This window comes from Bacillus sp. BPN334, assembly GCF_008368885.1.
In the GTDB taxonomy this organism is placed as follows: Bacteria; Bacillota; Bacilli; order Bacillales; family Bacillaceae_G; genus Bacillus_A; species Bacillus_A wiedmannii.
In genome coordinates this window covers 66,787-78,890 of record NZ_QOZW01000014.1, presented here as the reverse complement: position 1 = coordinate 78,890, position 12,104 = coordinate 66,787, and the positions used below count along the sequence as shown (strand labels likewise).

General features: G+C 36.7%; 15 protein-coding genes. 14 read left to right on the top strand and 1 reads right to left on the bottom strand.

Annotated elements, in window-relative coordinates; all coding sequences use genetic code 11:
• Window positions 1-4 precede the first annotated feature (4 nt).
• The gene (locus tag DN393_RS22840; RefSeq protein ID WP_088048403.1) at window positions 5-1,054 is read left to right on the top strand and encodes a type 2 isopentenyl-diphosphate Delta-isomerase; all 1,050 of its coding nucleotides are present in this window, start codon (window positions 5-7) and stop codon (window positions 1,052-1,054) included.
• A 331-nt stretch (window positions 1,055-1,385) separates the two neighbouring features.
• Here the strand turns inward: DN393_RS22840 and DN393_RS22835 are convergent, their stop codons facing one another.
• Window positions 1,386-1,520: a YpzI family protein gene (locus tag DN393_RS22835; protein WP_000513900.1), complete on the bottom strand. Its 135-nt coding sequence runs from the start codon at window positions 1,518-1,520 to the stop codon at window positions 1,386-1,388.
• 116 nt (window positions 1,521-1,636) lie between these two features.
• Here DN393_RS22835 and DN393_RS22830 point away from each other — a divergent pair, with 116 nt between their 5' ends.
• The 13 genes from DN393_RS22830 (at window position 1,637) to menG (ending at window position 12,094) form a co-directional block, all read left to right on the top strand.
• On the top strand, window positions 1,637-2,248 hold the full coding sequence (locus DN393_RS22830; protein WP_000399216.1) for a YphA family membrane protein: 612 nt from the start codon (window positions 1,637-1,639) through the stop codon (window positions 2,246-2,248).
• Window positions 2,241-3,134, top strand: a complete 894-nt coding sequence (locus tag DN393_RS22825; RefSeq protein ID WP_064476620.1) for a YIEGIA family protein — start codon at window positions 2,241-2,243, stop codon at window positions 3,132-3,134. Before DN393_RS22830 ends, DN393_RS22825 begins: the two co-directional genes overlap by 8 nt.
• A complete protein-coding gene (locus DN393_RS22820) occupies window positions 3,131-3,316 on the top strand; it encodes a capping complex subunit for YIEGIA (protein WP_000979052.1) in 186 nt (61 codons plus the stop codon). The genes DN393_RS22825 and DN393_RS22820 overlap by 4 nt, the downstream gene beginning before the upstream one ends.
• A gap of 124 nt (window positions 3,317-3,440) precedes the next feature.
• Window positions 3,441-4,751, top strand: a complete 1,311-nt coding sequence (der, locus tag DN393_RS22815) for a ribosome biogenesis GTPase Der (protein WP_001125888.1) — start codon at window positions 3,441-3,443, stop codon at window positions 4,749-4,751.
• Window positions 4,752-4,769: 18 nt separating this feature from the next.
• On the top strand, window positions 4,770-5,792 hold the full coding sequence (locus DN393_RS22810; protein WP_000161770.1) for an NAD(P)H-dependent glycerol-3-phosphate dehydrogenase: 1,023 nt from the start codon (window positions 4,770-4,772) through the stop codon (window positions 5,790-5,792).
• Between the two features lie 115 nt (window positions 5,793-5,907).
• Window positions 5,908-6,159: a stage VI sporulation protein F gene (locus tag DN393_RS22805; protein ID WP_000369753.1), complete on the top strand. Its 252-nt coding sequence runs from the start codon at window positions 5,908-5,910 to the stop codon at window positions 6,157-6,159.
• A 266-nt stretch (window positions 6,160-6,425) separates the two neighbouring features.
• Window positions 6,426-6,629: a DUF2768 domain-containing protein gene (locus DN393_RS22800; protein WP_001288995.1), complete on the top strand. Its 204-nt coding sequence runs from the start codon at window positions 6,426-6,428 to the stop codon at window positions 6,627-6,629.
• 64 nt (window positions 6,630-6,693) lie between these two features.
• Complete coding sequence (locus tag DN393_RS22795; protein ID WP_149173972.1) at window positions 6,694-7,407, top strand: hypothetical protein; 714 nt, start codon at window positions 6,694-6,696, stop codon at window positions 7,405-7,407.
• A gap of 242 nt (window positions 7,408-7,649) precedes the next feature.
• Entirely contained in the window at window positions 7,650-9,128 is a 1,479-nt protein-coding gene (gene spoIVA, locus DN393_RS22790; protein WP_000416522.1) for a stage IV sporulation protein A, read from the top strand.
• Between the two features lie 298 nt (window positions 9,129-9,426).
• Complete coding sequence (locus DN393_RS22785) at window positions 9,427-9,699, top strand: HU family DNA-binding protein (protein WP_001043860.1); 273 nt, start codon at window positions 9,427-9,429, stop codon at window positions 9,697-9,699.
• Window positions 9,700-9,819: 120 nt separating this feature from the next.
• A complete protein-coding gene (gene folE, locus DN393_RS22780; RefSeq protein WP_149173971.1) occupies window positions 9,820-10,389 on the top strand; it encodes a GTP cyclohydrolase I FolE in 570 nt (189 codons plus the stop codon).
• A 212-nt stretch (window positions 10,390-10,601) separates the two neighbouring features.
• Complete coding sequence (locus DN393_RS22775) at window positions 10,602-11,351, top strand: heptaprenyl diphosphate synthase component 1 (RefSeq protein ID WP_002096763.1); 750 nt, start codon at window positions 10,602-10,604, stop codon at window positions 11,349-11,351.
• Window positions 11,352-11,380: 29 nt separating this feature from the next.
• Complete coding sequence (menG, locus tag DN393_RS22770; RefSeq protein ID WP_001187666.1) at window positions 11,381-12,094, top strand: 2-heptaprenyl-1,4-naphthoquinone methyltransferase; 714 nt, start codon at window positions 11,381-11,383, stop codon at window positions 12,092-12,094.
• The last annotated feature ends 10 nt before the right edge of the window (window positions 12,095-12,104 follow it).

Here is a 12,104-nt window from a genome sequence, read left to right as displayed (position 1 = left end):
ACAAGTGGTAAGGGCAAAACGTAAATTAGATCATATTGAATACGCTCTTTCTACTGGTCAGTCTCGTACGCATGGCTTTCATGATATTGATTTTGTGCATCAAGGATTGCCAAATTCAAGTTATGACTCAATAACATGTGAAACAAAAATCGGCGAACTTTCACTAAGTTCGCCGATTTTTATCAATGCGATGACTGGTGGTGGGGGAGAGAGAACGTTACATATTAATGAGCAATTAGCATATGTAGCGAAACATCATAATCTTGCTATGGCTGTAGGGTCGCAAATGGCGGCGTTAAAAGATGAAAGTGAGGCTGCTTCTTATAAGATTATCAGAAAGGTAAACCCGAATGGTGTTTTCTTTGCTAATTTAGGTAGTGAGGCAACTATCGAACAAGCAGAGCGTGCCGTTAATATGATTGAAGCGAATGCATTGCAAATTCATTTAAACGTCATACAAGAGTTAACGATGCCAGAAGGAGACCGTGACTTTACTGGTGTACTTCAGCGCATTGAGAAAATTGTATTAAATAGTAAAGTTCCTGTCATTGTGAAAGAAGTTGGATTTGGGATGAGTAAGGAAACCGTACAACAGTTAGCGAGCATAGGTGTAACGGCAATTGATATTGGTGGACAAGGTGGTACAAATTTTGCTGCTGTTGAAAATGAAAGAAGACAGCGAATGCTTTCTTATTTTAATAACTGGGGCATACAAACAGCAACCTCGATTATTGAAGCAACCTCTACAAATAATAACCTCTCTTTTATTGCATCTGGGGGTATACAAACAGCGCTTGATGTAGCGAAAGCAATCGCATTAGGGGCGAATACAACTGCGTTTGCTGGATATTTTTTACGTATTTTAATGCAAGATGGTATCGAGAAGTTAGTGGATGAAATTGATCTTTTACATACAGATTTGAAATTTATTATGACAGCTCTTGGTGCAAAGACGATAGAAGAGTTACAGGCTGTACCTCTTGTTGTAAAGGGCGAAACGTATCATTGGTTAACGCAGCGTGGTATTGATACGACGCATTATAGTAGAAGATAAAAAATCAACCGTTTGGTTGATTTTTTTGTTTTTTGTTCGTTTTAGTAATTTAAGGTGAGGAATGGAATTAATATTCTATCAAAATAAAATTATTCCTATATAAACACTATCTTGTGCAAGTTGCGACTGAAAAAGAGGCTGGAAAATGTAGATAGTTTGCTACTGAATTATTGGGGAGGGTTTAATTTCGCAAAGGAAAAAATAGGTGGAGATAAAAATAAACCATAGAAAAATTCGGATGTTAAATGTTATTTTGATATAAGTAAAAATCATTAAAATAATTATGTAAAAGACGGTTTCGTACAATATCGAAACCGTCTTTTTGTGTTCATTAGTGCTGATTTTGTTTTCGGGCTTGCTCTGGTGTATCCAGTCCAGTTGCACCCGGATATTGTAGTGATTGGTCACGATCAGATTCAACGCGTCGTGATTCTCTTAGTTTTCGTTCTTGACGATCTTTACCCATAATGAATAGCACCTCCTTATTAAAAGTGTTGCTGTTATATGAAAAAACTATGCGCGAAGAAAGTGGATTAACTTTCATAAAAAGTTCCCATAATGGAAAACATAGGAGGTGAAATGATGGAAGGGAGTACTTTTTATTTTTTAGCTTGGATAGGGTGGATCGTTGTAACTTTTTTTATGAAAAAAGACTCTATGCGCTGGAAGATAAGCGTTTGTATATTGATTTTTATTATTTGCTCTCCGTTACATGTAACGATTGCTTCATTCACGGTATCAGTAAATGCACTTTTGCTTTGTATTGTTGCTTTTATAGGAATCGCACTATATTCTATTTGGAAAAAATTATATAGCTTACTTTCGGCACTTATTATTGCAATGTTATATACAAGTTTTCATTTGTTAGAAGTATATGATCCGATTTGGATTGTGGTGGACAGGTTGTTTTTGTTAAGTGGTGCTCTTGTGTATGCATCGGTTTTATTGCATGAGGATCGCATATTGCGATTATGTTCTCTTTATATAGGAATGTTACAGGGGGAATTGTTAGTGACACTTATTTTTCGAAAACTACATTTCCCTTATGATTACGGAAGTTTAGCGTTTTTTGATATCGTCGCCGTTGCTACATTTTTCATGGCAATTTTGTTTTGGATTGCAAAAGCATCAGTATACATGGAACAGTTCAAGAGGAAAGCACGTAAAAGAAAGGCGAGGGTAATACATGATTGAATATACACCGGCCATTTTATGCGGAGTAATAGCGGGGACAATAACGAGAGTGCTAATGCTCCGGACAGATACGCGTCAATATCCGACGAGGCTCCACGGAAAAATTATTCACGTTGCGATGGGGTTAATTGCAGCGGCTTTAGGAGCGATTGCGATTCCGTCAATTTTGAAAAAAGATTTTTCTGCTATTACATTTCTTACATTAGCAGCAACACAGTTTCGTGATGTGCGTAATATGGAAAGAAATACCCTTCAACAATTAGATGGATATGAGCTCGTACCGCGTGGAAATACATATATTGAAGGGATTGCGTTAGTTTTTGAAAGTCGAAACTATTTGGCGATGTTAACGTCGTTTGCAACGACGTTTGCGTATATAGGATTCCATTCGTGGATTGCTGGAGTAATTATGGCTATAATCGCATTTATTATCGCGAAAAAATTAATGTCTGGCAGAAGGTTACATGATCTTGTTGATATCGAGCATGTTCCACTTCGTTTTGAAGGAGCGGGGCTGTATATTGATAACATTTACATTATGAATATTGGATTGCCAGCAAGGCAAGAGGAAATTATGAAATATGGAATGGGCTTTATTTTAAGGCCGAAAACAATTGATGCGATGGTGACAATCTCAAACTTAGGACAACGACAAGCTATTTTACATGATGTTTCTGTTGCTTTAGGGATTTATAGAGATTCTGGTACGCCAGCGCTTGTGCCGTTGGCAAAGCGTGATTTAGAAGATGGTAGGGTTGGGATTTTTGTCTTGCCACAAGATCAAGATGCAGAGAAAGCGATAGGTGTCATAGGGAATGTGCCGACGTTAGAAAGTGCTGTTCATATGTCATCGGAAGCCCCGAAAGGAAGGGGAGATAAAAGATGATGTTAGAAAGTGTGATTCTCGCGGTTATTACAACAACGCCGGAGAAATTTGCTGGTGGTGCCCCTTTGTTTACTTGTGAATCGACAGATGAGTTAGAATTTGTTGCAAATAATTTAGAGGCAATTTTAGATGGTATTGCGCATCGCTTACAAGAGAATGTATATATTATTGTGAAACATTAGTAACGTGTGGTATAATGTGAGGTGTTTTGATACGCTGAGAAATATTCTGGAATGCAAATCCCTTCTTGCACAAAGAAGGGTTTTTTACATAATAAACAGAAGCAAGTTGAAAGGATGAAAGTATATGCCGAAACCAGTAATAGCAATAGTAGGCCGCCCGAACGTAGGAAAATCTACTATTTTCAATAGAATTGTTGGAGAAAGAGTTTCAATCGTAGAAGATATACCAGGTATAACACGAGACCGTATTTATAGTGCGGGAGAATGGTTAAATCATGAATTTAACATTATTGATACAGGTGGAATTGATATTGGAGACGAGCCGTTCTTGACACAAATTCGTCAACAAGCGGAAGTAGCGATTGATGAAGCAGATGTTATCATTTTTATGACGAATGGTCGCGATGGTGTAACTGCAGCAGATGAAGAAGTTGCTAAAATTTTATATCGTTCTAAAAAACCAATTGTACTTGCGGTAAATAAGGTTGATAATCCAGAAATGCGTAGTGATATTTATGATTTTTATGCATTAGGATTTGGCGAGCCATTCCCGATTTCAGGTACACACGGTTTAGGACTTGGTGATTTGTTAGATGAAGCTGCAAATCATTTTCCAAAGATTGAAGAAGAAGCGTATGATGATGAAACAATCCGTTTCTCTTTAATTGGCCGTCCAAATGTAGGGAAATCATCACTTGTAAATGCACTTCTTGGTCAAGAACGTGTAATTGTAAGTAATATAGCGGGAACGACACGTGATGCTGTTGATACACCATATAGTAAAGATGGTCAAGATTATGTAATCATCGATACAGCTGGTATGCGTAAAAAAGGGAAAGTATACGAAAGCACAGAAAAGTATAGTGTACTTCGTGCGCTTAGAGCGATTGAACGTTCTGACGTTGTTTTAGTCGTTTTAGACGGAGAAGAAGGAATTATTGAACAGGATAAAAAAATTGCTGGATATGCTCATGATTCAGGACGTGCTGTTATTATCGTCGTAAACAAATGGGATGCAGTGAAAAAAGATGAAAAAACAATGAAAGCATTTGAAGAAAACATCCGTGCTCATTTCCAATTTTTAGAGTACGCACCGATTGTATTCTTATCTGCGAAAACGAAAAAACGTACACAAACATTATTACCAGTTATTAATGAAGTAAATGAAAGTCATAGTATCCGTATTCAAACGAACGTATTAAATGATGTAATTATGGATGCGGTAGCGATGAATCCAACACCAACTCATAATGGTAGCCGTCTGAAAATCTTCTATGCGACACAGGTTGCGGTAAAACCACCAACATTTGTTATATTTGTAAACGATACAGAATTAATGCACTTTTCATATGAGCGCTTCTTAAAGAATCGTTTACGTGAAGCGTTCGGTTTTGTAGGAACGCCGATTCACATTATCGCTAGAGCAAGAGACTAATGGAGAGGATGTGATTTTATGACAAAAATCACAGTAGTTGGAGCAGGTAGCTGGGGAACAGCGTTAGCGATGGTATTAGCTGACAATGGACATGATGTACGTATTTGGGGAAATCGTTCTGAACTTATGGATGAGATTAATACAAAACATGAGAATAGTCGATACCTTCCAGGAATTACATTGCCAAGCACAATCGCAGCCTACTCTTCTTTAGAAGAAGCATTAGTAGATGTAAATGTAGTACTTCTTGTAGTACCAACGAAAGCGTATAGAGAGGTATTACAAGATATGAAGAAATATGTAGCGGGTCCGACTACTTGGATTCATGCAAGTAAAGGGATTGAACCTGGTACGTCAAAACGTATTTCGGAAGTGATTGAGGAAGAAATTCCAGAGGGCTTGATTAAAGACGTTGTTGTACTGTCTGGACCGAGTCATGCTGAAGAAGTCGGTTTACGTCAAGAGACGACGGTTACGTCTGCAGCAAAGCGTATGGAAGCTGCTGAGGAAGTACAAGATTTGTTTATGAATAGTTACTTCCGTGTATACACAAATCCGGATATTGTTGGGGTTGAGCTTGGTGGTGCGTTAAAAAATATTATCGCATTAGCTGCTGGGATAACTGATGGACTTGGATTAGGTGATAATGCGAAAGCGGCATTAATGACACGTGGTTTAACGGAGATTGCTCGTTTAGGAAGAAAAATGGGCGGAAATCCATTAACGTTTGCTGGTCTAACTGGTATGGGAGACTTAATTGTAACTTGTACAAGTGTTCATAGCCGAAATTGGCGCGCTGGAAATATGCTTGGAAAAGGACACTCTTTAGAAGAGGTGTTAGAAAGCATGGGTATGGTTGTAGAAGGTGTAAGAACAACGAAAGCTGCTCACGAATTAGCAGAGAAAATGGAAGTTGAAATGCCGATTACAGCTGCTTTATATGACGTGCTGTTCAATGGGAATAATGTGAAAGATGCAGTAGGCTCATTAATGGGACGTGTTCGAAAACATGAAGTGGAAGCTATACCTGACTTACTTTAAAGAAAAGCGACAGAAGTACATTTGTACTTCTGTCGCTTTTTATTTTTATGGGTCTTTTCACCATTTTTTTAATTTTGCATAGGATGAAGAGTAACTTGAGGAGAGGGTGAAAAGAATGGATAATAACATTTTTAATAACATTGAAAAAGAAGCGAAAGTGAATAAAGAAGATATTTTTAAATTAGCATCATCTGTACAGAATGCGAACTTACGTGATGAGACTGTGCTTCGTCAATTGATTCATCAAGTGGCTCTTATGGCAGGACGTGAAGTGCCGAAAGAACAAGAGGATCAAATTGTAAAAGCGATCATTAACAATAATATGCCCGCTGATTTTGGCTCGTTAAGCAAAATGTTTAAAAAATAAAATATAAGAAACAAAGAGTTTGTAGATTGCATATGATAGCCATGAAAGTATGGGAATAGAGCTGTTTTGGGCATATTTGGTCAACCGAAGCGAGAGATATACTCGCTTCGGTTTTATTTTTATCTAGATTAGTGGAAGATGCGAAAAAACCTGTTGATTAAAGTTATATATTCGTAATTTGTAGTAAAATGTTCTTTTTGTATTTGTTTAAAGATTTTAATTTGTTAAAATAGTATAAAAATAGATTAATAAAAAGGGGTGTGTATATGTCAGAAGGGCTCATAAAAATGTGGTTTGCTTTAGGAGCAATTGGATTTATGTTTTTTGCAGTAAGTTTTATTTTACTAAGTAGATACAAAATAAAGAATAAATTTTTGAAAGGGATTACAGCGTTAGTAGCGTACACCCTTATGATTGTGTCAGGAATTGTTATTTTTCTTGTTGTATTTAGTGGACCTGTACAGCAGTAAAGGGAATGGTCTCGAAAATGCTACATACGGAGCAAGTTATATTAGTATGAAAAGGTGATTGCTAGTGAAAAAAGTCCATATTATTTTAATATTTTGTTGTATGAGCCTTTTAACAGGATGTCTGTATCCGAAAGAAAATATGAAACAAAATGCTGTTCCTTATGAAGATCAGATACAGGTTGTTCAAAAAGCTATAGTGACATTTAAGGAGCAAAATGGGGGTATATTGCCAATTAAGACGCGGGATATGAGTACGCCTATTTATCAAAAGTATCCAATTGATTTTCAAAAGATTGCTCCGCGCTACATACAAGAAGCGCCAGGAAATGCGTATGAAAGTGGAGGAGTATACCAATACGTATTAATAGACGTTGAAACAAACCCGACAGTAAAGTTAATTGATGTTAGGATGGCTGAACAAATCCAGGAATTATCATTAAAGCTTAGGATGTATCGAGATGAACATCAATATCCACCTTTTAAAAAGGTAATTTCAGATGGTGTGTATGAATTAGATTTCAAAAAACTAGGATATAAAGATGTACCGCAAGTGACAAGTCCGTATTCTGGTAAAGGGCTTCCTTTTGTAATCAATGAAAAGGGAGAAATTTATGTTGATTATCGAATCGATTTATATGAAGCGTTGAAAAAAAATGAAGGGCAATTTAAGGAGGGGGAAGATATTCGGAATATACTTTCGAAAGATTCTCCATTTGTACCTGCGTATTCTTTACCGTATACGGTAAAGAATGGAGAACCAATTTTTTTAAAATCATAAGTCATGAACCTTTCTTTTAGTGAATAAGTTCTAGAAGAAAGGTTTTTTATGTTACACAACTTGCGATGCAAACAAAAGGTATTTTTTAATAGTCATATGAAATTGGACAAAATTATATGATATATTGTCCGAACTTCTAGAATACCATTATATTATATCAGATATTATAGGCAACGTTAGAGAAGGTATTAGTTGACTATAAATGTGGAATTATTCCCAAAAATATTGAGGGAGGGAATCACTTGGAAAAGGTAGATATTTTTAAAGATATTGCGGAACGCACAGGCGGTGATATTTATTTTGGAGTTGTAGGAGCTGTTCGAACAGGGAAATCAACATTCATTAAAAAATTTATGGAACTTGTAGTTATTCCTAATATTGAGAATGAGTCTGACCGTCAAAGGGCGCAGGATGAACTGCCTCAAAGTGCTGCTGGTCGTACAATCATGACGACGGAACCGAAGTTTGTTCCAAACCAAGCGGTTTCTATCGAAGTAGATGAAGGTCTTGAAGTGAATATTCGATTGGTAGATTGCGTTGGATATACGGTTCCAGGAGCAAAAGGCTATGAAGATGAGAATGGCCCACGCATGATTAATACTCCTTGGTATGAAGAACCTATTCCATTCCATGAAGCTGCAGAAATCGGAACACGTAAAGTAATTCAAGAACATTCCACAATTGGTGTTGTAATTACAACAGATGGAACGATTGGTGAAATTCCAAGAAGAGATTATATAGAGGCAGAAGAACGCGTAGTAAATGAGTTAAAAGAAGTCGGAAAACCTTTCATTATGATCATCAACACTGTACAGCCGTATCATCCAGATACAGAGCAATTGCGCCAAAGTTTATCTGAAGAATATGATATCCCAGTCATTGCGATGAGTGTAGAGAGTTTAAGGGAAACAGATGTGTACAATGTGCTTCGAGAAGCTTTATTTGAGTTCCCTGTTTTAGAAGTGAATGTTAACCTTCCGAGCTGGGTGATGGTGTTAAATGAAGGACATTGGTTACGCCAAAGTTATCAAGAAGCTGTTCAAGAGACTGTGAAGGATATAAAACGTCTTCGTGATGTGGACCGTGTCGTTTGGCAGTTTAGTCAGTATGAATTTATTGATCGAGCGAGCCTAGCTGGCATTGATATGGGGCAAGGTGTAGCAGAGATTGATTTATATGCACCAGATGAATTATATGATCAAATTTTAAAAGAAGTAGTAGGAGTAGAAATTCGAGGGAAAGATCATTTATTGAAGCTTATGCTCGATTTATCTCATGCGAAAGTAGAATACGATCAAGTGGCGGATGCTCTGCGTATGGTAAAGCAAACAGGATATGGTGTAGCAGCGCCTGCGTTAGCTGACATGAGCTTGGATGAGCCGGAAATTATTCGTCACGGTTCAAGGTTTGGTGTAAAATTAAAAGCTGTAGCTCCGTCTATTCATATGATTAAAGTAGATGTGGAGTCAACGTTTGAGCCGATCATTGGTACTGAAAAGCAAAGTGAAGAATTAGTTCGTTATTTAATGCAGGATTTTGAAGATGACCCATTATCAATTTGGAATTCTGATATATTCGGACGTTCACTTAGCTCTATTGTTCGAGAAGGCATTCAAGCGAAACTATCTTTAATGCCAGAAAATGCGAGATATAAATTAAAAGAAACGCTAGAAAGAATTATTAATGAAGGATCTGGCGGATTAATTGCGATTATATTATAAGAAAAAATCCCTCTCATCGTAGAGGGATTTTTTTGATTTTCGCGTATAGAATAGAGAAATAAACAGTCATTATCTAATATATTGTTGTAAATTGTCAAGTTTCATCAGATTTTCACATTTTAAGAGTAACAATTTCCTTAAAAATATTGAATTATAAAGGAGAATCGTATAATATAGGCGTTGATAATGATTTATCTACATCTTTGTAGTATAGAATTTGTAAAAATTGCCTACAAATGAAAGTAAGACTCATTTTATGATCATTATACAGTCTTATCTTTGGGAGGAGGTGAATGGCATGAACAAGACAGATTTAATCAATGCTGTTGCAGAAGCAAGTTCCCTTTCTAAAAAGGACGCAACAAAAGCAGTAGACGCTGTTTTTGATTCTATCTTAGAAGCTTTAAAACAAGGTGATAAAGTACAACTGATCGGATTCGGTAACTTCGAAGTTCGTGAGCGTGCGGCTCGTAAAGGTCGTAACCCACAAACAGGTGAGGAGATTGAAATCGCTGCAAGTAAAGTACCTGCATTCAAACCTGGTAAAGCGTTAAAAGATGCGGTTAAATAATCCTTACATATTAACAGGGAAGAAGAGTTTCCTTTTTGGGAACTCTTCTTTTTGCTTTTAAAAACATAAATATGCTAGAATGTGTTCGTATCACTTTTAGGTTTTCGGGAGGGCTAGCGGATGGCAAAAGTTAATTTAGAACAAATTGAACATGCAGTACGCCTTATTTTAGAGGCAATCGGAGATGACCCAAATCGTGAGGGAGTACTTGATACACCAAAGCGTGTGGCAAAAATGTACTCAGAAGTGTTCGCGGGTATGCATGAAGATCCGAAAGAACATTTGCATAAAGTGTTCGGAGAAGATCACGAGGAGCTTGTATTAGTAAAAGATATACCGTTTTATTCGATGTGTGAGCATCATTTAGTTCCATTCTATGGAGTTGCTCACGTTGCATATATTCCGCAAGGCGGAAAAGTGACAGGGTTAAGTAAATTAGCTCGAACTGTAGATACAATTGCACGTCGTCCACAACTGCAAGAACGTATTACATCAACAGTAGCGAACTCTATTATGGAAGTACTAGAGCCGCATGGTGTAATGGTAGTAGTAGAAGCGGAACATATGTGCATGACGATGCGTGGTGTGAAAAAGCCGGGCGCGAAAACTGTAACAACAGCAGTACGTGGTGTGTTAGAAAATGATGCAGCGGCACGTAGTGAAATTTTATCTTTTATTAAAACAAAGTAAAGAAAAGTAGGAAACTGCTTTTCTTTTTTTTTTATGTAAATAAATGATATAGTTTTAGCAAGGCAGAGTGAGAATAGAAAGACTACTAAAAAGAATGGAAGATGTTATTTAGTTCGGTGGAAGTTTGGAAAGAGTAGTCAAGTTTTGGTTATAGAAAATAGAATGTATGTGTTATAATAAGTTTTATGAATTAGAAAACAAGGGTGATTTTTGTGTGTGACATCTACGGAGGGTATGCGGGTATAAGAGAGAAATTGATGGAGAAATTACGCCATCCTTATTTTATAAACTATATTGAAGAACCATTTATTGATGAAGAAAAAATAGCATTGTTATATGGTGCTTTAAAAAGTGAAAATTTACATATAGAACAAATTGAGCATTATGTAGTAACGATTATGCTTGTGCAAATTGCGCTTGATACACATGAAAGAGTATCAAATAAAGCAGGGGAAGAAGCGGTTGAATCGCATAAACGTCGCCAGTTAACAGTACTTGCTGGTGATTACTATAGTGGGTTATATTATTACTTATTGTCTATGAATCGTGATATTGTTTTAATTCGCGCGCTTGCTGAAGGAATTAAAGAAATTAATGAACACAAAATAATGTTATATCAAAAAGCGCATGAAACGATGGATGACATAATGGAAAGTGTAGTAACGATTGAGTCTGCACTCTTGCAAAAAACATGTGATCATTTTCATGTATCGCATTGGAAACCATTTATAACGTATGTACTAGGAAAAAACCGTCTTCAAAAAGAATGTGAACTGCACGCTGATAAACAACATTCACCTGTTTTTCAAGCAGTTCAAGGGATTATGAAGGATAAAGCGGAGGTAGAAACAGTTATTCATGGATGGATGATGGAACTCAGAAAGAAAGAAAATCAATATTTGGAAAACCACACAGATATAAGCGAAATAAACTCTGTGTTAAGAGATAAATCGAAGACATAAGCAATTTTACATTGGAAGAAGGTACGAGCATGCAACAATCAAAAGAAGAAAGAGTACATGATGTATTTGAGAAAATCTCTGATAAATACGATGTGATGAATTCTGTCATTAGTTTTCAAAGACATAAAGCGTGGCGTAAAGAGACGATGCGCATTATGGATGTAAAACCAGGTAGCAAAGCTCTTGATGTATGCTGCGGGACAGCGGACTGGACAATTGCGCTAGCTGGGGCGGTAGGTGAACAGGGCAAGGTTGTTGGTTTAGACTTCAGTGAAAATATGTTATCTGTCGGTAAGCAAAAGGTAGAGGCGTTACAATTAAAACAAGTAGAACTTTTACACGGGAATGCAATGGAGCTTCCATTTGAAGATAACACATTTGATTATGTAACGATTGGATTTGGTTTACGTAACGTACCGGATTATATGCACGTATTAAAAGAAATGACACGTGTAGTAAAACCAGGTGGAAAAGTAATTTGTTTAGAAACATCTCAACCAACAATGATTGGTTTTCGACAAGGGTATATTTTATACTTTAAATATATCATGCCGTTATTTGGAAAGTTATTTGCGAAAAGTTTTAAAGAATATTCATGGCTGCAAGAATCTGCTAGTACATTCCCAGGTATGAAAGAGTTGGCTCATATGTTTGAAAAAGCTGGACTTGAACATGTACAAGTGAAGCCGTTTACTTTTGGGGTAGCAGCGATGCATTTAGGTATGAAACCAGAATCAAAATAGAAAAAAAGAA

Coding starts and splice junctions, on each gene's coding strand:
- DN393_RS22835 (WP_000513900.1), bottom strand. CDS start 1,520: ATGGGTAAAGATCGTCAAGAACGAAAACTAAGAGAATCACGACGCGTT.
- DN393_RS22830 (WP_000399216.1), top strand. CDS start 1,637: ATGGAAGGGAGTACTTTTTATTTTTTAGCTTGGATAGGGTGGATCGTT.
- DN393_RS22825 (WP_064476620.1), top strand. CDS start 2,241: ATGATTGAATATACACCGGCCATTTTATGCGGAGTAATAGCGGGGACA.
- DN393_RS22820 (WP_000979052.1), top strand. CDS start 3,131: ATGATGTTAGAAAGTGTGATTCTCGCGGTTATTACAACAACGCCGGAG.
- der (WP_001125888.1), top strand. CDS start 3,441: ATGCCGAAACCAGTAATAGCAATAGTAGGCCGCCCGAACGTAGGAAAA.
- DN393_RS22810 (WP_000161770.1), top strand. CDS start 4,770: ATGACAAAAATCACAGTAGTTGGAGCAGGTAGCTGGGGAACAGCGTTA.
- DN393_RS22805 (WP_000369753.1), top strand. CDS start 5,908: ATGGATAATAACATTTTTAATAACATTGAAAAAGAAGCGAAAGTGAAT.
- DN393_RS22800 (WP_001288995.1), top strand. CDS start 6,426: ATGTCAGAAGGGCTCATAAAAATGTGGTTTGCTTTAGGAGCAATTGGA.
- DN393_RS22785 (WP_001043860.1), top strand. CDS start 9,427: ATGAACAAGACAGATTTAATCAATGCTGTTGCAGAAGCAAGTTCCCTT.
- folE (WP_149173971.1), top strand. CDS start 9,820: ATGGCAAAAGTTAATTTAGAACAAATTGAACATGCAGTACGCCTTATT.
- menG (WP_001187666.1), top strand. CDS start 11,381: ATGCAACAATCAAAAGAAGAAAGAGTACATGATGTATTTGAGAAAATC.